We start from the raw sequence: 20,836 nt of genomic DNA, 5'->3' as shown, positions 1-20,836 counted from the left end.
CCGACCGTGCCCCCTGGAGTGCTGCTCGTGACCGGCGGGAGCCGCGGCATCGGTGCGGCGACCGTCCGTGCCGCCACGGCGGCGGGCTGGTCGGTCGCCCTGACCTACCGGGGCGACGAGGCCGCGGCGGCCGCCGTCGTCGCCGACGTCGAGGCCGCCGGGGGGACCGCCACCGCCGTGCGCGCCGACGTCGCGGTCGAGGACGACGTCCTGGCCGCGTTCGCCGCCGCCGACGCCCTGGGCCCGGTCACCGGGCTGGTCGCCAACGCCGGCATCGTCGGTGCCCGGGCGCGGGTCGACGAGTACACCGCCGAGCGGGTGCGGCGGATGCTCGAGGTCAACGTGCTCGGCGCCGTGCTGTGCTGCCGCGAGGCGGTGCGGCGGATGTCCACGCGCCACGGCGGGTCCGGGGGCTCGGTCGTGCTGGTCTCCTCGGTCGCCAGCCGGCTCGGGTCACCCGGCGAGTACGTCGACTACGCCGCCAGCAAGGGCGCCGTCGACACCCTCGGCGTCGGGCTGGCCCGCGAGGTGGCCGGCGAGCGCGTCCGGGTCAACGTCGTCCGCCCGGGGATCATCGAGACCGGGATCCACGCCAGCGGCGGCCAGCCGGACCGGGTGGCGAGGATCGGACCGACCGTGCCGATGGGCCGGGCCGGGTCGCCCGAGGAGGTGGCCGCCGCCGTGCTGTGGCTGCTCGGCGAGGACTCCGGCTACTGCACGGGGACCCTGCTGGACGTCACCGGCGGCCGATGAACCGACGGGGTCACCCCTCGGGCGGGGTGTGGTGCACCGCCTCGACGTTGTTGCCGTCCGGGTCGCGGAAGAAGGCGCCGTAGTAGCCCGGGTGGTACTCGGGCCACACCCGCGGCTCGTGCAGCACCTCCGCGTCCCGCTCCCGGGCCAGGGCGAACACCTCGTCCACCGCCTCCCGCGACGGCGCCCGCAGCGCCAGGTGCACGGGGCGCTCGGTGCCCTCGGCCAGCGGGCTCAACCACAGCTGCGGGTGCCCGTCGGGCCCGCACATCCCGACGACCGGCCCGTCCGGCGTCTCGTACCGCATCGCCTCGCGCAACCCGGCCGGTGCGAACACCGCGGTGTAGAAGGCCACGGCGGCCGGGACGTCGGCGGACTGCAGCCCCAGGTGGTCGATCACGCCGCCGGACCGTAGCCCGCCCGGCGACCCGGGGGAACGGCTGTTTGGATGGGGCGAGTCCGTCGGAGACCACCCGGCGCCGACCCGAGGAGAACCGATGTCCCAGCCCACCCGCCCCGACGTCGAGCCGCCCACCGGACCGGCCCCCGCCGACCTGGTGGTCGAGGACCTCGTCGTGGGCGACGGCCCGGAGGCCAAGGCCGGCGACCTGGTCAGCGCCCACTACGTCGGCGTCACGCACGACGGCGGCGAGCAGTTCGACGCCTCCTGGGACCGGGGCGACCCGCTGGAGTTCCGGCTGGGCGTCGGCATGGTCATCCAGGGCTGGGACGAGGGCATGGCCGGCATGCGCGTGGGCGGCCGCCGTCGCCTCACCATCCCGCCGCACAAGGCCTACGGCGACCGCGGTGCCGGCGGCGTGATCAAGCCCGGCGCGACGCTGGTCTTCGTCGTCGACCTCGTCGGCGTCCGCTAGCGACGATCAGGTGGCCTGATCGTGCGGTGTCCTCCCTGACCGTGGGACGTCGGGGAGGACGCGCTGCGATCAGGTCACCTGATCATCGCGCGGGCCACCCGGTGGTTGCGCCGGGCAACGGATGGGCACGGGTGCGGCCATGACCGAGCCGGTGCCCACCCGCGACCACACCCTGGTGCAGGAGGCCTCCGGGGGGACGTCGGGCGCCGAGTCCACCGGCACCGTCGTCGTCGCGGGCCTGGCCAACCTCGGCATCGCGATCGCCAAGCTCGTCGGCGGGCTGGTCAGCCACTCCTCGGCGATGCTGTCCGAGGCCGCACACTCGGTGGCCGACACGATCACCGAGGTGCTGCTGTTCGTCGCGCTCAAGCGCGGCACGAAGGCGCCCGACGCCCGCCACCCGGTCGGCTACGGGCGCGAGACCTACTTCTGGGCGCTGCTCGCCTGCCTGGCCACCTTCACCCTGGGTGCCGGCTTCTCCTTTTACCAGGGCGTCGAGACGATCCTCGAGGGCGAGGAGCAGGGCGACCCGCTGATCGCCTACGTCGTCCTGGGCGTCTCGTTCCTGCTCGAGGGCGCGTCCTGGCTCAAGGCCGTCCGCCAGGTGCGCGGCTCGGCCCGCCGGTGGGGGACGACGTGGCGGCGCTACCTGGCCGAGACCAGCGACACCACGGTCAAGGCGGTCACCTTCGAGGACAGCGCCGCGCTGGTCGGCCTGGTGCTCGCCGCGCTCGGGCTCGTCCTCGAGCAGGTGACCGGCGACCCGGTGTGGGACGGCGTCGCGGCGATCCTCATCGGCGTCCTGCTGCTCGTCGTCGCCGGGTCGCTGGCGCGGGCCAACGTCTCGCTGCTCATCGGCCAGTCGGTCCCGCGCGGCATCGAGGACCGGCTGCGGGCCGAGATCGCCGGCCTCGACCAGGTCGTCGACGTCCCGGTGCTGATGACCTCGGTCATCGGGCCAGGCCAGCTCGTCGTCTCGGCCAAGGTCGACTTCGCCGACGAGGCCACGGTGGCCGACGTCGAGCGCGCCTCCGACGAGGCCGAGCGCCGGCTGGTGGCCCGTCACCCCGGCGTGCGGTTCGTCTTCCTCGACCCCACCCCGGGCGACGGCCGGGCCCGGGCGGAGGCCCACCGGCCGGAAGAACGGCCGCCGGACCGCGGTTGAGCGACCCGTGCGCATCGAGGTCTGGTCCGACGTCGTCTGTCCGTGGTGCTACATCGGCAAGCGCCGGCTGGAGACCGCGCTGGAGCGCTTCGCGCACCGCGACGAGGTCGAGGTGCTCTGGCGGTCCTTCCAGCTCGACCCCTCGATCCCCGAGGGCGAGACGCACCCGACCCTGCCGGCCCTGGCCGGGAAGTACGGGCGCCCGGTGGAGGAGGTGCGGGCGATGATGCGGCACGTCGAGGAGACCGCCGCCGGGGAGGGGCTGTCCTACCACCTGGCGGACGGCGTCAGCGGCAACACCCTGCTGGCCCACGAGCTCGTCCACCTCGCCGCCGGGCGCGGGCTGCAGGGAGCGATGGAGGAGCGGCTGTTCCACGCCCACTTCGAGGAGGGGCGCCCGGTCTTCGACGTCGGGTCGCTGGTGCCGCTCGCGGTCGAGGTCGGCCTGGACGAGGCCGAGGTGCGCGCCGCGCTGGCCGACCGCCGGCACCGCTCCGCCGTCCTGGCCGACGTCGCCACCGCGCAGGCGCTGGGAGCCACCGGCGTCCCGTTCTTCGTGGTCGACCGCCGCTACGGCGCCTCCGGCGCCCAGCCCGCCGAGCTGCTGCTCCAGCTGCTCGAGCGCGCCTGGGCCGACCGCGCGCCGCTGACCGCCTCCTGAGACACGATGGAGGCCCCCCACCCGCAGGTGGGGGGCCCCGTGACCTGCTGCAACAGGAAGGGTGGTCCGCCTCCTACTGGGTGGCGGGGCCGCCCTGCTCGGTCCCGGAGATGTTCCGGAGCAGCTCGTGGCAGCGCCGGGCGCGCGCGGAGTCCTGCTCCATGACCTCGCGGAAGAACGCGGCGATGTCGTCCAGGCCGGCGTTCTCGGCGTCCCGCACGTACTGGCCGTAGTCGTGCCCGGCCTTCAGCGAGTGGTACTGCACGGAGATCAGGTCGAAGGCGACGTCCTCGAAACCGGTCTCACCGGTGGCCATGGGGGACCTCCTCGTCGATGGGGTTGGGCGCCCGAGCAGGTGCCCCGCCATCGCGCGACGAAACGGAACGGGCCGTCACCCGCTCAGGACCGCCCGGCCTCCGGCGGCGCCTCGGAGAACGCCCCGCCGGTGACGTCGCCGCCGCCGGCGTCGTCGGCGGGCGTCTGCCCGGCCGTGGGCTCCGGGGCGTCGGCGGCCAGCTCCTCGGCGCCGGTGGACACCGGGTCGTCCGCGGTCGAGGCGAGGTCGGCGCCCTGGCCGTAGGCGCCCGGGTCGGCCTGCGTCGTGCGGGGGTCGTTGAGCGGGTCCGGGACGTCGGGGTCGGTGACGGTCATGCGCTCCCGGGTGCCCGCCTGCACCGGCGCCGAACCGCTGGTGCATGCGTAACCGATGTGTTACGCATGCACCGTGGAGGCGCTCGCGGCCATCGCCGACCCGACCCGCCGGCAGCTGCTCGACCTGCTGGCGCAGGGGGAGCTCGCCGCCGGGGAGCTCGCCGGCCGGTTCCTGGTGAGCCGCCCGGCGGTCAGCCGGCACCTGCGCGTGCTGCGCGAGGCCGGGCTGGTCCGCAGCCGGGTCGAGGGACGCCGGCGGCTCTACGCGCTCGACCCGCGGCCGCTGCGGGAGCTCGACGAGTGGCTGGAGCCCTACCGCGACCTGTGGGCGCAGCGGCTCGACGCGCTGGACACCGAGATCGCCCGCGGCCGCCGGGCCCGGGCGCACCCCCCGACGGACGGAGACGCCCCGTGACCGACCAGCAGACCCCCGCCGCGGCTCCGACCGACCGCCGCGGGTCCGTGACCACGCTCCCCGACGGCCGGCAGCGCCTGGAGTTCCGCCGGTCCTGGCCCGACGGCCCCGACGAGGTCTGGGCCGCGCTCACCGAGCCCGACCGGCTGCCCCGCTGGATCGGCACCTACGAGGGCGAGCGGGCCCCCGGCGGCCGCGGCTCGTTCACCATGACCCACGAGTCCGAGCCGGCGAGCGAGGAGGTGACGATCGTCGAGTGCGACCCGCCGCGCCGGCTGGTCGTCGAGTGGGTGCAGGCCGGGGCGGAGGACTGGCGGGTCGAGCTCGACCTCACCGTGGAGAGCGGCCGCACCACGCTGCACTTCGTCCAGGTGTTCCCGGCTGGCACCGACGTCCCCGACTTCGCCCTCGGCTGGCACTGGTACCTCGACAAGCTCGACGCCGAGGTGGGCGGGCGACCGGCCCCCGCCGACTGGGACGCCTTCCTGGCCGCGACCGGTCCCGCCTACGGCCGCGCGCCCGACGCCTGACCGGCGCGCCGCGGGCCCGTTCCGCGCTCCGCGGGCCGGATCGGACCCGCGGAGCGCGGGAGCAGCCGGCGAGGGGTCCTCAGGCCCGGGCGGCCCGCCGGCCGAGCACGGCCATCGCGACCGCGGCGGCCAGCCCGCCGGCGACGACGGCCGTCTCGAGCCGGTCCGTCCCGGGAGACCGCAGCCGCTGCCGGACCAGTCGCTCCTGCAGGTAGCCGGGCACCAGGGCCGCACCCACCCAGCCGAGCACCGCGGTCGCCCGCGGATCCGGGCCGGCGACCAGCCGGGCCAGCGCCCAGCCGTGCGCGGCGACCGTCCACGCGGGCGGGCTCAGCGCCGTCCCGGCCCACCACGAGTCGCGCCCCACCGTGGCGGGGTCCCCGGCGAGCACCGGGGTGTCGAAGGCCCGCTGCCGGCGCAGCGCCAGCACCTGCCCGGCGAGGTCGGCCGCGAGCTGCAGCCCGGAGACGGCGACCAGCGCCGAGCGCGACGACGTCACGAGGTCCGCTGCGGCGCCCGGACCTGCACCGGCTCCGGTCCGGTCCAGGGGCCCAGCGAGTCCCCGTGGCTGACCCGGCCCTCGGGCGTCACCGCCGTGGCCTCCACCAGGACCAGGCCGGAGCCGCCGAGGCCGAAGCGCCCGAGGTGCACGAGGTGGTGGTCGCCGACGAGGCCGTCGGTCGCCGAGTACTGGCACATCGGGGCGACCACCAGCCGGTTGGGCCGGGTCACCCCCCGCACGGCCAGCGGGGTCAGCAGGGCGGGCGTCGCAGGTGTGGGACCGGTCACGACAGGACCCCAACACCACGGCGGACGGCGCTCTTCCGGGGGACTGGGACGCGCCTGACAAGACGTCCTATACGTAACATCTCTCACCGTTACAGGCAGGTGTCCCCGCTTGTACGCTTTGCCGACCGGACGGCCGGAGACACCCCGCCGTCCCGCACACAGCAGGTACCGGCGCCGGTGTCCCTCGCACCCGGCGTGCCCAGAGGATGGAGACGCCGTGACTCAGTTGGCCACACCCGGTCTCGAGAACGCCCCGACCACGCACGCCCGCCTGCTCGCCTGGGTGCGGGAGATGGCGGAGCTGACGCAGCCGGACCAGGTGGTGTGGGTCGACGGCACCGACGAGGAGTGGGAGCGGCTGACCCAGAGGCTCGTCGACGCCGGCACCTTCACCCGCCTGGAGAAGAAGCCCAACTCGTTCTGGTGCGCCTCCGACCCCAGCGACGTCGCGCGCGTCGAGGACCGCACCTTCATCTGCTCGGTCGACGAGGCCGACGCGGGGCCCACCAACAACTGGATGGCCCCCGACGAGATGAAGTCGATCATGACCGAGCTGTACCGCGGCTCGATGCGCGGCCGGACGATGTACGTCATCCCGTTCTGCATGGGCCCGGTCGAGGCCGAGAACCCGATGTTCGGCGTCGAGCTCACCGACTCGGAGTACGTCGTCGTCTCGATGCGGGTGATGGCGCGCATCGGCAGCCGCATCCTCGAGGCGATGGGCACCGACCGGCCGTTCGTGCCGGCCATGCACTCCCTGGGCGCCCCGCTGGAGGAGGGCCAGGAGGACGTGCCGTGGCCCTGCAGCCAGACCAAGTACATCGTGCACTTCCCCGAGGAGCGGGCCATCTGGTCCTACGGCTCGGGCTACGGCGGCAACGCCCTGCTGGGCAAGAAGTGCTACTCGCTGCGGATCGCCTCGGCGATGGCCCGCGACGAGGGCTGGCTCGCCGAGCACATGCTGATCCTCAAGCTGACCAGCCCGCAGCAGAAGACGTACTACGTGGCCGGGGCCTTCCCCAGCGCCTGCGGCAAGACGAACCTGGCGATGCTCGAGCCGACCATCCCCGGGTGGAAGGTCGAGACCATCGGCGACGACATCGCCTGGATGCGGTTCGGTGAGGACGGCCGGCTCTACGCCATCAACCCGGAGTACGGGCTGTTCGGCGTCGCCCCGGGCACCGGCTGGGACACCAACCCCAACGCGATGCGCACCATCGACAACGGCAACTCGGTCTTCACCAACGTGGCCCTCACCGACGACGGCGACGTCTGGTGGGAGGGCATGACCGACGAGCCGCCGGCGCACCTCACCAGCTGGAAGAAGCAGGACTGGACGCCGGACTCCGACGAGCCCTCGTCGCACCCGAACTCGCGGTTCTGCACCCCGATCACCCAGTGCCCGATCCTCGCGCCGGAGTACACCGACCCGAAGGGCGTGCCGATCTCGGCGATCCTCTTCGGTGGCCGCCGCAAGACCACGATCCCGCTGGTCACCGAGGCGCGGGACTGGAACCACGGCGTCTTCATGGGCGCCACGCTGTCCTCGGAGACGACGGCGGCGGCGACCGGCGCGGTCGGCGTCGTCCGCCGCGACCCGTTCGCGATGCTGCCCTTCATCGGCTACAACGCCGGGGACTACTTCCGGCACTGGGTCGAGACCGGCAAGGCGCACGACGCCACCAAGCTGCCGCGGATCTTCTACGTGAACTGGTTCCGCCGCGACGAGGACGGCGGGTTCCTGTGGCCGGGCTTCGGTGAGAACAGCCGGGTCCTCAAGTGGGTCGTCGAGCGCCTCGAGGGCACCGCGGCCGCGGAGGAGACCCCGGTCGGCCACGTCCCGGCGGCGGACTCCCTCGACGTCTCCGGCCTGGACATGACCGAGGACCGGGTGCGCAAGGCCCTCGCCGTCGACAAGGACGAGTGGCGCGCCGAGATCCCGCAGATCACCGAGTGGTTCGAGAAGTTCGGGGACAAGCTGCCCAGCACCATGTGGGACGAGCTGGAGATCCTCAAGAGCCGGCTCGCCTAGAGGAGGACCCTCCTGCAGGGGCACCTCGCGGGCCCCGCACCGGACAGCGTCGTCCGGGGCGGGGCCCGCGTCCTGTCCCGACACGGCCCGGTGCCGTCTCCCGGCCCCGCGCCCCGCCGTCGGTTAGCGTGGCAGGAGAACCGCGTCCCCTGACGACAGGTCCCACCCCGGTGCCCAATCCGTACCTGCACGTGCTGCGCACGCCGCACGCGCTGCCCATGGTGCTCGCCGCCTTCATCGGCCGGCTCCCGCTGTCGATGGTGGGTCTGGGCTGCGTCCTGCTCGTCGCCTCCGAGACCGGGTCCTACGGCCTGGGCGGCGCCGTCGCGGCCGCCGGCGCGGTCACCACCGCGATCGCCGGGCCCGTGCTCGGCCGGTGGGCCGACACCCACGGCCAGCGCCGGACGCTGCTCCCGGTGGTCGTCGTCTTCGCCATCGCCGGCGCGCTCTTCCTGACCGCGGTCAAGGAGGACTGGCCGCGCTGGACCTTCTTCGTCACCGCCGGTCTCGCCGGGGCGTGCATCCCGCCGGTCGCCTCGATGATCCGGGTCCGCTGGACGCACCTGTTGCGCGGCACCACGCGGTTGCCGGCGGCGCTGGCGATGGAGTCCGTCGTCGACGAGTTCGTCTTCATCGTCGGCCCGGTGCTGGTCACGTTCCTCTCCACCACCGGGCACGCGACCTCCGGGGTGGTCACCGCCTTCGCGCTGGCCGTCGTCGGCGCGCTGCTGTTCGCCGCGCAGGGCCGCACCGAGCCGCCGCCGCACGGGCACGAGGCCCGCCGGGGCCCCGCGGCGATCCGCACGCCGGGGCTGAAGGTGCTCTTCGTCGTGGGTGCCGCGGTCGGCTCGATCCTCGGCACGCTGGAGATCGCCCTGGTCGCCTTCGCCGACGAGGTCGACGCCATGGCGCTGTCCGGCGTGCTCATCGCCGGCCTGGCGCTCGGCTCCATGGCCAGCGGCATCGGCTGGGGCGCGGTGCACTGGCGGCACCCGCTGCGGCACCGGCTGCTGGTGGTCCTCGTGGCGCTGACCGTGCTCACGGTGCCGCTCTCGCTCGTCGGCAACGTCTGGGCGATGATCCCGCTGGTCGTCGTCGCCGGCGTCGCCGTGTCCCCGTCGCTGATCAGCTCCTTCACCCTCGCCGAGCTGATCGTGCCGCGGTCGGCGGTCACCGAGGCCTTCACCTGGATCGGCACCGCGCTGGGACTCGGCGTCGCCGTCGGCACCTCGGTCGCGGGCAAGATCGTCGACACCTACGGCGCCAACGCGTCGTTCCTGGTCGCCACGGTCTCCGCGGGGCTCGCCGCCGTCGTCGTGCTGGCGTTCCAGCGGCTGCTGCACGTGCCGGCCGAGCACGCCGCCGAGCCCGCGATGGCCGGCTGAGCCCGAGCGCGTGACCCGTCCTCGGCCGGCGGCCGGTGGCGGCCGGGTCCTCGGCGTCGCCCCGGAGCGGCTGGGCCGGTGGCTGGACGGCGTCGTCGCCCGGCACGGGTCCCTCGAGACGACCGCCGGCGACGACGGGGCGCTGCACCTCACCTGCGCCGACGGCAGCACCGTGACGCTGCGCGCGCCCTTCGGCTGGACGCCCACGTCGCCGCTGCTGACCTCGTTCACCGCTGCGGCCCGGCAGCCCCGGCGCGCGGCGGTCCTGCTGGTGCGCCGCGGGCGCTGGGCGGCCGGGGTCTTCGCCGGCGCCGACCTGGTCGTCTCCAAGGTCGACACCCGCCTGGTGCAGGGTCGCAGCGCCGCCGGCGGCTGGAGCCAGCAGCGCTTCGCCCGCCGTCGCGCGAACCAGGCCGACGCCGTGGTGACCGCGGCCGCCGACACCGCCGCGCGGGTCCTGCTGCCGTCCGCCGGCGACGTGGCGGCGCTGTTCACCGGCGGCGACCGCGGGATGGTCGACGACGTGCTCGCCGACCCCCGGCTGCGGCCCCTGGCGGCGCTGCGCCGGGAGCCCGCGCTGGAGGTCGGCGAGCCCACGAAGGCGGTGCTGCTCGCGACGCCCGGGCAGTTCCGCGCGGTGCAGGTCCACGTCGTGGAGCCCGCCGACCGCCCCTGACGTCAGCCGTGGGGGAGCAGCACCAGGCGGATCGGGTTGCCCTCCTTGCGCTCGAGCGCCTCGATGCCGCGCGCGGCCTCCTCGAGCGGGAGGGTGCCCGAGATCGAGCGGGACAGGTCCAGCCGGCCGTGGCGGATCAGCCCGACCAGCTGCTGCACGTGCTCGGGCTCGGAGCCGTAGTGGCCGAGCAGCCGCTGGCCGAAGTAGCTGAACTGGGTGCCGTTGCGGATGGTCAGCGGCTGGTCGGTGAGGCCGACGAGCACCAGGCCGCCGTCGCGCTCCAGGCAGCGCACCGCCTGCTCGCGCACCGGCGGCACCCCGGCGAAGTCGAAGGCGTGGGCCAGGCCCGCGCCGCCGGTGAGCTCGCGGACCCGCGCGGCGACGTCCTCGGACGGGTCGAGCGCGAGGTCGGCGCCGAGTTCCAGTGCCCGCTGCCGGGCGGACTCCACCGGGTCGACGGCCACGATCGGCGCGGCGCCGGCCAGGCGCAGCAGCTGCACCGCGTGCGCGCCCAGGCCGCCGATGCCCCACACGCCGACCGGCTGACCGGCGCGCACGCCGGCGGTCCGCACGATGGAGGCCCACGGCGTCGACACCGCGTCGGGGATGATGCAGGCCTGCTCGAAGGGCAGGTCGTCGGGGATGGGGACCAGCGTCTCCACCGTGGACAGCGCGTACTGCGCCCAGCCGCCGTCGTAGTCGACGCCGCGGGTGTGGATCCAGCCGTCGACCTCCTCGCCGGCCTGGAGCGTGACCCGCGCGCCCTCCGCCCAGCCGGTCACGCCCTCGCCGAGCCCGGCGACGACGCCGGCCACCTCGTGCCCGAGCGTCACCTCCTCGCCCTGGAGGAACAGCGGGTTCAGCGTGCCGTCGACGAGGTGGACGTCGGACAGGCAGATGCCCGCGGCGCGCACCTCGACCAGGACCTGGCCCGGTCCGGGGGTGGGCCGCGGCACCTCCTTGACCTCGAACTGCTTGGTGCGCACGTTGAGCCGGCCGGCGAGCATCGAGTCGGGCATGTCCCGGGTCCTCCCCACTGCCCCGCCGTCCCACACCGCCGCGCGCCTCCGCGGGAGTCCGCGGGCGGGCGGCCTCCTCCTGCTGCGAGGGAGGAGACGGGGACGGCGGGAGGGCGTAACGTCCACCGACCGTGTCAGTGACACCGATCGACACGACCGGGACCGCCACCGCGACCGACCCCGTCCTCGCCGCCGAGCGCGCCCACCTCGCCCGCGCCGGGGACTGCCTGACCGAGATGCGCACCGCCGCCTCCGCCGTCGTCGACGCCGGGGTGGACGCCTGGGCCTCCGAGCGGCTGGGTGCCGCCCGGACCGAGCGGCTGCGCTCGCTGGCCGCCGACCCCGGCGTCCCCGCCTTCTTCGGGCGCACCGACACCGGCGAGGAGACCTTCCACATCGGCCGCCGGCACGTCCGCGACGCCGCGGGCTCGCCGGTCGTCATCGACTGGCGGGCGCCGATGAGCCGGCCGTTCTACCGGGCCAGCGCCGCCGATCCGCAGGGCCTGGTGCGCCGGCGCCGCTTCGGTTTCTCCGGCGGCGAGCTCACCAGCTACGAGGACGAGCTGCTCGGGGCGGGGGAGGAGGGCGACGGCACGCTGCTCCGCGAGGAGATCGAGCGCCCCCGCAGCGGCCCGATGCGCGACATCGTCGCCACCATCCAGCCCGAGCAGGACGAGATCGTGCGCGCCCCGCTGGCCGAGTCGGTCTGCGTGCAGGGTGCACCCGGTACCGGCAAGACCGCGGTCGGCCTGCACCGCGCCGCCTACCTGCTCTACACGCACGGCGGTCAGCTGGCCCGCACCGGCGTCCTCGTCGTCGGGCCCAACCGGGCCTTCCTCCGCTACATCGAGCAGGTGCTGCCCACCCTCGGCGAGGTCGACGTCGAGCAGACCACGGTCGCCGGGCTGACCGGCCGGGTGCCGGTGCGGGCGCAGGACCGTCCCGAGGTCGCCGTCCTCAAGGGCGACGCCCGGATGGCCGAGGTGCTCGCCCGCGCGCTGTGGGGGTCGATCGCCAAGCCCGCCGACGACGTCCTCGTCCCGCTGGCCGGCCGCCGCTACCGGGTGCCGGTGGAGCGGCTCAAGCGCCACGTCGACGACCTGCGCCGGCGCGGGCGGGTGCCCGACGACCAGCAGCGGCTGCACCACGCCGCGGGACGTGAGCGGCTGGCGCTGCTGCTGGCCGAGGACGCCCGGCGGCAGAAGGAGGAGGCCGGCGGCAGCCCCACCGACGCCGAGACCCGCCGCGCCGCCCGCAGCCCCGAGGTCCGCGCGTTCTGCGACGCCGTGTGGCCCGCCTGGGACGCCGCCGGTCTGGTCGCCGCGCTGCTGACCGACCCCGGCGTCCTGGCCCGCGCCGCCCGCGGCCTGCTCACCGACGACGAGCAGGCGCTGCTGCAGCGGCCGGCGGCACGGTCGCTGCGCACCGCCCCGTGGACCGAGGCCGACGCCGTCCTGGTCGACGAGGCCGCCGGGCTGATCGAGCGCACCTCCGGCTACGGGCACGTCGTCGTCGACGAGGCGCAGGACCTCTCGCCCATGCAGTGCCGCGCGGTGGCGCGCCGGCTGGCCGCGGGGTCGCTCACCGTGCTCGGCGACCTCGCCCAGGCCACCAGCCCGTGGTCGCCGTCGGAGTGGGCGCCCACGCTGACCGGTCTCGGCCGCCCCGGCACCGCCGTCCGCCCGCTGACCCGTGGCTACCGGGTGCCGGGCGAGGTCCTCGACTACGCCAACCGGCTGCTGCCGGCCATCGCCCCCGGGCTGGCGGCGGCCACGGCCGTGCGCCGCGGCTCCGGCTCGCTGGCGGTGCGGCCGGTGACCGACCTCGCCGGGCCGCTGGCCGCCGTGGTCGCCGAGCTCGCGGCGGGGGAGGGGTCGACCGGGGTCGTCTGCGCCGACGCCGCGGTGCCGGACGTCGCCCGGCTGCTGCGGGACGCCGGCCTGCCGGCCGTGGTGCTCGACGACGACGCCGCGGCCGCGCGCGTCGCCGTCGTCCCGGCGACCTTGGCCAAGGGGCTGGAGTTCGACGCCGTCGTCGTCGCCGACCCGGCGGCCATCGCCGCCGCCGAGCCGCGCGGGCTCAACCGGCTCTACGTGGTGCTCACCCGCGCGGTGAGCACGCTCGTCGTCCTGCACCGCGACGACCTGCCCGCCCCACTCGTCGGTTGAGCCCCACCCGTCCCGTGCGCCCCTGGCGCGTGGTGTCCGGCGCGGGTGGTTGTGGCGCGTGCCGATACCTGTTGCAGTGTTCGCGGCCCGAGGAGGGAGGCCCATGGACGAGCTACCGAGCCGGCTGAGCACCCTGCTGCGGCTGGCCGCCACGATCGTGGTCGCCGGCGCCCTGGTCGCCGGGCTGCTCCTCCCGTGGGTCGGCGCGCCCTCGCTGGCCGCCCAGCAGTCGGCCGGCCTGCTCGGCGACCTCCCCACCGAGCTCACCAGCGACCCGCCCGCGGGCAACACCGTGCTGCTCGCCGCCGACGGCGAGCCGATCACGTACTTCTACGACGAGAACCGCGACCCGGTGGAGTCCGGCGAGATCGCCGAGGTCGTGAAGCAGGCGATGGTGGCCATCGAGGACGCCCGCTTCTTCGAGCACCACGGTCTCGACGTGCAGGGGACGGCGCGCGCGCTGGCCCGCAACATCGCCGCGGGCGCCGTGGCCGAGGGCGGGTCGACGCTCACGCAGCAGCTGGTCAAGCAGACCCTGCTGCAGACCGCCGACACCGCCGAGGAGCGCTCGGCCGCCACCGAGCAGACACTCGGCCGCAAGCTGCGCGAGGCCCGCCTGGCGCTGGCCGTCGAGGACGTCTACAGCAAGGACGAGATCCTCACCCGCTACCTCAACATCGTCTACTTCGGCCAGAACGCCTACGGCATCCAGCCCGCCGCGCGCGCCTTCTTCGGCGTCGACGCCGCGGCGCTCACCCTGCCCCAGGCCGCGCTGCTGGCCGGGCTGGTGCAGAGCCCCACCTCCGACGACCCGTTCACCGCGCCCGAGGTCGCCACGGCGCGGCGTGACGAGGTGCTGTCGCGGATGGCCGAGCAGGGTCTGGTGACCCCGGAGCAGGCCGCCGCCGCGCAGGCCGAGCCGCTCGGGCTCGCGCCCGCGCCGGCTCCGCGCCGCGGCTGCGTGCAGGCCAGCGTGGGTCCGTTCGTCTGCGACTTCGTGCAGCGGTACCTGGTCCAGGAGCTGGGGCTGACCCAGGAGCAGCTCGACAACGGCGGCTACGTCGTCCGGACGACGCTGGACCCGGAGCTGCAGCGCTCCGGCGACGCCGCGGTCCTCGAGACCCTGGCGCCGGACGACTCGCTGGCCGGCATGTTCACCGCGGTCGAGCCGGGCACCGGCCACCTGCTGGCGATGAGCGTCAACCGGACCTTCGGCTACGACCGGGTCGACCCGACGCAGGAGTCGTTCAACCTGCACACGTGGCCCAGCCAGGGCTCGGGCTCGACGTACAAGGTGTTCGTGGCCGCCGCCGCGCTGGCCCGCGGGTACTCCTCCTACTACACGCTCACCGCGCCCGAGCCCTACGTCTCGCGGGTGTACAGCGGCCCCTGCCAGGGCCGCGACACCGACGGCCGGTACTGCGTGCGCAACGCCGGGTCGGGCTACCGCTCCACCCTGGACCTGACGACGGCGCTCTACCAGTCGTCCAACACCTACTTCCTCGCCCTCGAGGACGCCCTCGGCAGCGTCGAGGAGCCGGTGCGGATGGCCGAGGCGATGGGGCTGTTCCAGTTCAGCCCGCCCGAGCTGCCGCAGCAGATCATCGACGAGAACCGCGGCTCGTTCACCTTCGGCGCCGAGGCCACCAGCCCGCTGGCGCTGGCCAGCGCCTACTCGACCTTCGCCGCGAGCGGCACCCAGTGCGACGTCGTCCCGGTGACCGCCGTCCTCGACCGGCACGGCGAGCCCGCGGTCGGCGCCGACGGCGAGCCGCTGCCGGTGGGCGACCGGTGCACGCCGGAGGCGATCCCGCCGGGCGTGGCCGACACGATGAACCAGATGCTGCGCAAGGACGTCGAGCCGGGCAACCCCGGCCAGACCGGGTCGCGCGCCCACGTCCCCGGGCACCAGATCGCCGGCAAGACCGGCACCTCGCAGGACAACTTCTCGGTGGCCTTCGTCGGCTACACGCCCGAGATCACCGCCAGCGTCATGGTGCTCAACCCCAAGCAGAACGAGGACGTCGGCGGGTTCGGTGGCGGCAAGGGCGCCACGATCTGGCGGGACGCCATGGCGCCGATCCTGCAGGCGCGCGGGAGCAGCGAGTTCCCGCCGGCCGACCCCACCGTGCAGGACGGCAACACCCGCCCGGTGCCCGGCTGCTCCGGCGTGCGGTCCTGCGAGCGCGCGCTGGCCGAGGCCGGGTTCACCTCCCGCACCGTGCGCGTCGACAGCGACGAGCCCGAGGGCGCGTTCCTGGGCACCAGCCCCTCGCGGGGCGGTCGCGCCGTGCCGGGCCAGCAGGTGTCGATCCTGGTCAGCAACGGCAGCGACTACGTGGAGCCCGCGCCCGCGCCTGCGCCCCCGCCGAGGCCGGTGCCGGCTCCCGGGCCCGCGCCGGCCGAACCGCCGGCCGAGTCGCCGTCGCCGGCCCCCGAGGTCCCCGCCCCCGAGGTCCCCGCCCCCGAGGTCCCCGCCCCCGAGGCCCCGGCGCCCGAGCCGGCGCCCGAGCCGGCGCCCGCGCCGGAGCCCCCGCCCGCGCCCGGACCCCCACCGGCGCCCGAGCCGGGGTCCCCGCCGGCGCCCGAGCCGGGGGCCCCGCCGGTCCCGGCCTTCGAGGCCCCGCGCTTCCCGATCCCGGTCCCGATCCCGGGGTGATCCCGGTGCTGGCGCCGGCCCAGCCGCTCGTCGAGCGACTGGGTGAGCAGCCACCCGGCCAGCAGCACCAGGTGCAGCAGGAACATCCAGAGACCGACGGCGACCACGCCGCCCACGGCGACGAGGCCGCCGAACGGTGCCCCGAGGTCCAGCGGCAGCGAGAGGAACAGCACGAAGCCCTGCAGGAACCCCGACAGGCAGGCCGCGGTGAACAGCGCTCCCGAGGCCACCGCGCGACGGCGGTGCCGGCCGGCGGCCACCACCCCGAAGCCCCAGGCCAGCGGGACGGTGAGGACGAACAGCACCGAGTAGTACCCGACGAAGAAGCGGCCGACGGCCGGGCCCAGGCCCTCCTCGAGGGCCAGGTCGGCCATGAACCGGGCGGCCAGCAGCAGCGGGTACAGCAGCACGGGCGTGACGACGACCAGCGGCAGGGTGAGCGCCCGTCCGCGCCAGCCGGTCAGGGTGTCGGTGTCCCGCTGCCGGGTGAAGCGCAGCAGGGCGCGCCGCAGCCCCTCGCCGTAGAAGGACAGCGGCACCAGCGCCAGGAGGAAGCCGAGCAGGTCCAGCCGGACGCCGGCGCCGGCCAGCCGCTCCACCGCCCCCGGCGCGCCCAGCTCGGCCGGCAGCAGCTCGGCCAGCCGGTCGACGAGGGCGCGCACCTCGGTGGGTGAGGTGACCAGCGCGGTGAGCCGGACGGCCACCAGCAGCAGCGGCACGACGGCGATGCCGGCGTAGAAGGTCAGCCCCGCGGCGATGAGGGCGAGGTCGCGGCCGCGCAGCAGACGGCGGGCGCCGCCCAGCAGCGCCCGCGTCTCGGCACCCAGCCGGGCCGCCGTCCACCTCCGCGCCGGGCTCACCGGCTCATGCCACCAGTCCGGGCGGTCACGCGCCCGCCGAGCGGCCGGGGCGGGAGGGGCTCAGCCGCCCGGGTTCGCGTCGTCGGTGGTGGGCGCGTCGTTGCCCGGGTTCTCGCCCGTCTCCTGGCAGCTCGCGTCCTGCTCGTTGCTCGCGTTCTCCCCGCTGGCGTCGCAGTTGGTCGGGCCCCGGGAGAAGTCGGTGTTGTCACCGCAGGCGACCACCGAGCCGAGCAGGGCGAGCGCGAGGAGCGGCCGGGCGAGGCGCATCCGCGTGGAGGAGCACATGCCCGGTCTCGTGCTCGTCCCGGGGCACTCCCAAACCGGGTGGCGGCAACCGGGCGGCGGCCGGAGGGCGGTGTGGGTGAGGTCATTGTGACTCACTCATTGTCACGGGGTGGTCACGCCCTTTACGCTGCGTACGTCCAACGGGGCGCTCCGTCACCGACCTGGGTGGCACCCCGTGGACGCCGTCGAGCCGGTCCGCCCGTGAGGGGGACCGGGCCGGGGACCCATCGCAGTCCCGGGGTGAAGTGCGCGCGGACACCCGTGCGCGCCGGGCGACTCCACGCCCGAACCCGTCAGCTAACCCGGTAGGCGGCCTGGGAGAAGGAGAGACGCCGAACCGTGGCGCCCCTGAGCACGTCCGTCCCCGGCACGCCCGCTCCCGCGCGGTCACGTCGCCGCGCCGTCCTCGCCCTCGTCGGCGCCCTGGGCATGGGTCTCGGCCTCGGGGCCGTCCCGGCACCGGCCGCGGCGGAGGAGCCGACGACGGCCGCCGAGGCCGCCCGGCTCGTCGCCGCCCGCGGGCACGAGCTCGAGGTCGTCACCGAGCAGTTCAACGAGGCCCGCGAGGCGCTGACCGCCCAGCAGGCCGCCGCCGAGGCCGCCGCCGCGACGCTCGCCGAGGCGCAGGTCGCCGTCGACGCCGCCCGTGACCAGGTGGTCGGGATCGCCCGCTCCGCCTACACCGGCGACAGCATGGGCCCGCTGCAGGCGCTCATGACCAGCCAGGACGCCGACGAGTTCGTCAACCGGGTCACGCTGCTCCAGGGCGTCGCCGGCTACCAGGGCGAGCTGCTCGGCCAGGCCGCCGCGGCCACCGACACCGCCACCGCCGCTCAGGCCGTCGCCGCGGAGGCCGCCGCCGAGGCGCAGCGCCAGTACGACGACGTCGCCGCCCGGCAGGCCGGCCTCGAGGCGCAGATCGCCGACTACCAGGCCGACTTCTCCCGGCTCACCGCCGCGGAGCAGCGCGCCGCCCTCGAGGCCGCCGCGGCCGCGCACGCCGCCGAGGACACCCGGGCCAGCCGCGACGACGAGCGCGCCGAGGGCGCGACGTCCGGGAGCGCCACCTCGTCGTCCTCCGGCTCCTCGTCCTCCGGCTCCTCGTCCTCCGGCTCCTCGTCCGGCTCCTCGTCCACCGGGACGGCCGGCGCCCCGGTGGCTGCCCCCTCCGGCGGGGGCAGCGGTGCCGCCGCGACGGCGGTGGCCACGGCCATGGCCCAGCGCGGCAAGCCCTACGTGTGGGCGGCGGCCGGCCCGGGCTCGTTCGACTGCTCCGGTCTCACCCAGTACGCCTTCCGCGCCGCCGGCGTCACCCTCCCGCACTCCAGCGCCATGCAGTCGCGCACGGGCCAGGCGGTCTCCCGCGCCGACCTGCAGCCCGGTGACCTGGTCTTCTTCTACAGCCCGGTCAGCCACGTGGGCATCTACATCGGCAACGGGCAGATGGTGCACGCGCCGACGTCGGGCGACGTCGTCAAGGTGGCCGGCGTCGACTCGATGGGCGGCTACGCCGGCGCCCGCCGCGTCGCCTGAGGAAGGGGCTCCACCGCCCGCTCCGCGGAGCCCCGGCACCCCTCGGGTGCCGGGGCCCGGTCACGTCCGGACCTGCTGGAGCAGCCCCCAGACGAACGCCGCGGTGGTGCCCGACGGCAGCCGGACCTCCCAGCGCGTCACCACCTGCGGGTCCACCTCCACCGCGCCCGGCAGGCCGCTGACGTCGGCGACCACGTGCTCCCACACCCGCAGCCGCCCCTCGGCCGCCGGCGGCACCGGCGAGCCGGGCGCCCGGACGAGGTGCTCGTGCAGCACCGTGCCCCCCGGGCCAGAGACGACCTCCCACCGCAGGTGCGGCCACAGCGGCAGCGGCCAGTGCCGGACCTCGAGGTCGAGGTCGCCGAGGCGGCGCGCCTCGACCCGCTCGGCCGGCCCGAGGACGGCGGCGCGCAGCGCCAGGCCGCGCGGTGCCCGCGGCGCGTGGTGCAGCGCCTGCCACCGCGTGTGCGCGGCGTGCGCCGCGGCGCGGTCGGCGCCCAGCCGGGGGAGCGCCTCGGCGACCAGGTCCGGTCGCAGGTCGGCCATCCGGCGGAGGAGCACCAGGCAGAACTCCCGCCGCGCCAGCCCCCGCACGGGCCCGACCCTGCCACGCAGGTCACACGACCGGCCGGGATTCACGGCGCGGGCCGGCCGTTGGGCAGGGGAGACCCGCCCGTCCCCCCGGAGGACCCGCTCGCCATGAACCCCCGCTCCGTCGCCCTCGCCTTCCGCGTCGTCGCCGTCGCCGAGGCGCTGTCCTGGCTGGGCCTGCTCGCCGGCATGTACGTCAAGTACGTCCCGGAGACCTCCGAGGTGGGCGTCCAGGTGTTCGGGCCGGTCCACGGCGCGGTGTTCATCGCCTACCTCGTCGTCGCGCTGGTCGCCGCCCGGGTGCTCGGCTGGTCGCGGTGGACGGCGCTGCTCGCGCTCGCCGCCTCGATCCCGCCGCTGGCCACCGTCGTGTTCGAGCGCTGGGCCGCGCGCACCGGCCGCCTGCAGGCGCCCGCGCGAGCCTGACCTACCGTGCGGGGCATGGCCGAGCCCGTGCTCCCCGCGACCGCCCGCACCCTGCTGGCCCGCACCGCCCGCGTGCAGCGCGACGGCCGGGCGCCCAGCCTGGTCGCCGGCGTCGTCCGCGGCGGCGGGCTGGCCTGGTCGGCCGGCCGCGGCGACGTCGCGGAGCCGCACCTCGACGTGCAGTACCGGCTCGGCTCGATCAGCAAGACCGTGACCGCCGTCGCCGTGCTGCGGCTGCGCGACGAGGGCCGGCTGGACCTCGACGACCCGCTCGACCGCCACGTGCCCGGCACGCCGTTCGGCGACCGCAGCGTCGGGCAGCTGCTGGCGCACCTCGCCGGCGCCGCCGCCGAGAGCCCGGGCGGCTGGTGGGAGCGGGTGCCCGGCGGGTCGCTGGCCGACCTCGGGCTGGCCGGCGGGCACGTCGTCCTGGGCGAGGCCCGCCGCTTCCACTACTCCAACCTCGGCTTCGGCCTGCTCGGCGAGCTCGTCGCCCGGGCGCGCGGGCGGTCGTGGGTCGACGTCGTGACCGCAGAGGTGCTGGCGCCGCTGGGCATGACCCGGACGACGCCGCGGCCCTCCGGCCGGGCCGCGCACGGGTGTGCGGTGCACCCGTGGGCCGACGTCGTCCTGCCCGAGCCCGAGCACGACGCCGGCGTGATGGCCGCCGCCGGTCAGCTGTGGGCGACGCTGGACGACCTCGCCCGCTTCGCCGCCTTCCTGCTCGGCGACACCGGCGACGTGCTGTCCCCGGCGACGCTCGAGGAGATGGCGGTGCCCGCCGGCGTCGACCCCTCCTCCCCGGCGTGGTCGGCCTACGGCCTGGGGCTGCAGGTGCTGCGGGTCGACGGGCGCACGCTGACCGGTCACGGCGGCTCGATGCCCGGGTTCCTCGCCGGGGTCTTCGTCGACCGCGAGGAGGGCACCGGCGCGGTCTCGCTGGCCAACACCACCAGCGGCCTGGACGCACTCGTCCCGGGCCTGCTCGCCGACCTGCGCGCCGCCGAGCCCCGGGTGGTCGAGGCGTGGTCGCCCTCGCCGTCGTCCGTCCCGCTCGAGCGGCTGGGCGTCTGGTACTGGGGGCCGGCCCCGGTCGCGCTGCGCGCGCTGTCCGGCGGGCTGCTGCACCTGGGGCCGCTGCCCGGCCGGCCGGGGCGGGCCAGCCGCTTCCGCCGCCGCGAGGACGGCGCGTGGGTGGGCCTGGACGGCTACTACGCCGGCGAGCCGCTGCGCATCGCCGAGGACCACCTCGACGTGGGCACCTTCGTCTTCACCCGCACGCCCTACGACCCCGCGGCCCCCGTGCCCGGCGGCGTCGACCCCCGCGGCTGGTCCGCCGACGCCTGACCCCACGCCCGGGAGG

At 75.9% G+C, this 20,836-nt stretch carries 22 protein-coding genes, 1 pseudogene and 1 riboswitch; of the genes and pseudogenes, 14 read left to right on the top strand and 9 right to left on the bottom strand.

The features are described from left to right. Positions 1–6: 6 nt before the first annotated feature. Entirely contained in the window at positions 7–753 is a 747-nt protein-coding gene (locus JOD57_RS11010) for an SDR family oxidoreductase (RefSeq protein WP_307824611.1), read from the top strand. Between the two features lie 10 nt (positions 754–763). On the opposite strand, the gene JOD57_RS11005 is transcribed toward JOD57_RS11010, so the two are convergent. Further along, complete coding sequence (locus JOD57_RS11005) at positions 764–1,153, bottom strand: VOC family protein (protein WP_204692066.1); 390 nt, start codon at positions 1,151–1,153, stop codon at positions 764–766. Between the two features lie 97 nt (positions 1,154–1,250). On the opposite strand from JOD57_RS11005, the gene JOD57_RS11000 reads away from it, so the two are divergent. From JOD57_RS11000 to JOD57_RS10990, 3 genes are all read left to right on the top strand, one after another. Next, positions 1,251–1,628, top strand: coding sequence for an FKBP-type peptidyl-prolyl cis-trans isomerase (locus tag JOD57_RS11000; protein WP_204692065.1), 378 nt, complete (start codon positions 1,251–1,253; stop codon positions 1,626–1,628). A gap of 139 nt (positions 1,629–1,767) precedes the next feature. Continuing rightward, positions 1,768–2,793, top strand: coding sequence for a cation diffusion facilitator family transporter (locus JOD57_RS10995; RefSeq protein ID WP_204692064.1), 1,026 nt, complete (start codon positions 1,768–1,770; stop codon positions 2,791–2,793). A gap of 7 nt (positions 2,794–2,800) precedes the next feature. Further along, positions 2,801–3,454 carry a DsbA family oxidoreductase gene (locus tag JOD57_RS10990; RefSeq protein ID WP_204692063.1) on the top strand — a complete coding sequence of 218 codons (654 nt, stop codon included), beginning with the start codon at positions 2,801–2,803 and terminating at the stop codon, positions 3,452–3,454. A 73-nt stretch (positions 3,455–3,527) separates the two neighbouring features. On the opposite strand, the gene JOD57_RS10985 is transcribed toward JOD57_RS10990, so the two are convergent. Beyond that, positions 3,528–3,770, bottom strand: coding sequence for an acyl carrier protein (locus JOD57_RS10985; RefSeq protein WP_204692062.1), 243 nt, complete (start codon positions 3,768–3,770; stop codon positions 3,528–3,530). Positions 3,771–3,853: 83 nt separating this feature from the next. Further along, positions 3,854–4,105 carry a hypothetical protein gene (locus JOD57_RS10980; protein ID WP_204692061.1) on the bottom strand — a complete coding sequence of 84 codons (252 nt, stop codon included), beginning with the start codon at positions 4,103–4,105 and terminating at the stop codon, positions 3,854–3,856. A gap of 73 nt (positions 4,106–4,178) precedes the next feature. Here JOD57_RS10980 and JOD57_RS10975 point away from each other — a divergent pair, with 73 nt between their 5' ends. Both JOD57_RS10975 and JOD57_RS10970 read left to right on the top strand, forming a co-directional pair. Then, complete coding sequence (locus tag JOD57_RS10975; RefSeq protein ID WP_204692060.1) at positions 4,179–4,520, top strand: ArsR/SmtB family transcription factor; 342 nt, start codon at positions 4,179–4,181, stop codon at positions 4,518–4,520. Beyond that, complete coding sequence (locus tag JOD57_RS10970; protein ID WP_204692059.1) at positions 4,517–5,050, top strand: SRPBCC family protein; 534 nt, start codon at positions 4,517–4,519, stop codon at positions 5,048–5,050. The genes JOD57_RS10975 and JOD57_RS10970 overlap by 4 nt, the downstream gene beginning before the upstream one ends. A 79-nt stretch (positions 5,051–5,129) precedes the next feature. On the opposite strand, the gene JOD57_RS10965 is transcribed toward JOD57_RS10970, so the two are convergent. Then, positions 5,130–5,549 (bottom strand): hypothetical protein, encoded by a 420-nt coding sequence (locus JOD57_RS10965; RefSeq protein ID WP_204692058.1) that lies wholly within the window; start codon positions 5,547–5,549, stop codon positions 5,130–5,132. After that, a complete protein-coding gene (locus JOD57_RS10960) occupies positions 5,546–5,839 on the bottom strand; it encodes a beta/alpha barrel domain-containing protein (RefSeq protein ID WP_204692057.1) in 294 nt (97 codons plus the stop codon). The genes JOD57_RS10965 and JOD57_RS10960 overlap by 4 nt, the downstream gene beginning before the upstream one ends. 217 nt (positions 5,840–6,056) lie before the next feature. On the opposite strand from JOD57_RS10960, the gene JOD57_RS10955 reads away from it, so the two are divergent. From JOD57_RS10955 to JOD57_RS10945, 3 genes are all read left to right on the top strand, one after another. Further along, positions 6,057–7,871 carry a phosphoenolpyruvate carboxykinase (GTP) gene (locus JOD57_RS10955; protein ID WP_204692056.1) on the top strand — a complete coding sequence of 605 codons (1,815 nt, stop codon included), beginning with the start codon at positions 6,057–6,059 and terminating at the stop codon, positions 7,869–7,871. A gap of 170 nt (positions 7,872–8,041) precedes the next feature. Then, positions 8,042–9,256 (top strand): MFS transporter, encoded by a 1,215-nt coding sequence (locus JOD57_RS10950; RefSeq protein WP_204692055.1) that lies wholly within the window; start codon positions 8,042–8,044, stop codon positions 9,254–9,256. 10 nt (positions 9,257–9,266) lie between these two features. Beyond that, a complete protein-coding gene (locus JOD57_RS10945) occupies positions 9,267–9,932 on the top strand; it encodes an acVLRF1 family peptidyl-tRNA hydrolase (RefSeq protein WP_204692054.1) in 666 nt (221 codons plus the stop codon). 2 nt (positions 9,933–9,934) lie between these two features. Here JOD57_RS10945 and JOD57_RS10940 read toward each other — a convergent pair whose 3' ends face one another. After that, complete coding sequence (locus JOD57_RS10940; RefSeq protein WP_204692053.1) at positions 9,935–10,951, bottom strand: zinc-binding dehydrogenase; 1,017 nt, start codon at positions 10,949–10,951, stop codon at positions 9,935–9,937. Between the two features lie 131 nt (positions 10,952–11,082). Here JOD57_RS10940 and JOD57_RS10935 point away from each other — a divergent pair, with 131 nt between their 5' ends. After that, positions 11,083–13,119 (top strand): HelD family protein, encoded by a 2,037-nt coding sequence (locus tag JOD57_RS10935; RefSeq protein ID WP_307824610.1) that lies wholly within the window; start codon positions 11,083–11,085, stop codon positions 13,117–13,119. Between the two features lie 103 nt (positions 13,120–13,222). Continuing rightward, positions 13,223–15,778, top strand: a complete 2,556-nt coding sequence (locus JOD57_RS10930; protein ID WP_204692052.1) for a transglycosylase domain-containing protein — start codon at positions 13,223–13,225, stop codon at positions 15,776–15,778. 20 nt (positions 15,779–15,798) lie between these two features. On the opposite strand, the pseudogene JOD57_RS25360 reads toward JOD57_RS10930, so the two are convergent. After that, a pseudogene (locus JOD57_RS25360) lies at positions 15,799–16,638 on the bottom strand (YhjD/YihY/BrkB family envelope integrity protein); the annotation flags it as partial. A gap of 60 nt (positions 16,639–16,698) precedes the next feature. Then, complete coding sequence (locus JOD57_RS10925; protein ID WP_204692051.1) at positions 16,699–16,923, bottom strand: hypothetical protein; 225 nt, start codon at positions 16,921–16,923, stop codon at positions 16,699–16,701. Between the two features lie 179 nt (positions 16,924–17,102). Continuing rightward, positions 17,103–17,249: riboswitch (cyclic di-AMP (ydaO/yuaA leader) on the top strand. Between the two features lie 13 nt (positions 17,250–17,262). On the opposite strand from JOD57_RS10925, the gene JOD57_RS10920 reads away from it, so the two are divergent. Further along, positions 17,263–18,456 (top strand): C40 family peptidase, encoded by a 1,194-nt coding sequence (locus JOD57_RS10920; RefSeq protein ID WP_307824609.1) that lies wholly within the window; start codon positions 17,263–17,265, stop codon positions 18,454–18,456. Positions 18,457–18,516: 60 nt separating this feature from the next. Here the strand turns inward: JOD57_RS10920 and JOD57_RS10915 are convergent, their stop codons facing one another. Continuing rightward, on the bottom strand, positions 18,517–19,050 hold the full coding sequence (locus JOD57_RS10915) for a hypothetical protein (protein ID WP_204692050.1): 534 nt from the start codon (positions 19,048–19,050) through the stop codon (positions 18,517–18,519). Positions 19,051–19,155: 105 nt separating this feature from the next. Between JOD57_RS10915 and JOD57_RS10910 the strand changes: the two genes are divergently transcribed. Both JOD57_RS10910 and JOD57_RS10905 read left to right on the top strand, forming a co-directional pair. Beyond that, entirely contained in the window at positions 19,156–19,473 is a 318-nt protein-coding gene (locus JOD57_RS10910) for a DUF3817 domain-containing protein (RefSeq protein ID WP_204692049.1), read from the top strand. Positions 19,474–19,488: 15 nt separating this feature from the next. After that, positions 19,489–20,820: a serine hydrolase domain-containing protein gene (locus JOD57_RS10905; RefSeq protein ID WP_204692048.1), complete on the top strand. Its 1,332-nt coding sequence runs from the start codon at positions 19,489–19,491 to the stop codon at positions 20,818–20,820. Positions 20,821–20,836: the final 16 nt, after the last annotated feature.

Source organism: Geodermatophilus bullaregiensis (assembly GCF_016907675.1).
GTDB lineage: Bacteria > Actinomycetota > Actinomycetes > Mycobacteriales > Geodermatophilaceae > Geodermatophilus > Geodermatophilus bullaregiensis.
This window is presented reverse-complemented; position numbering and strand designations above follow the sequence as displayed.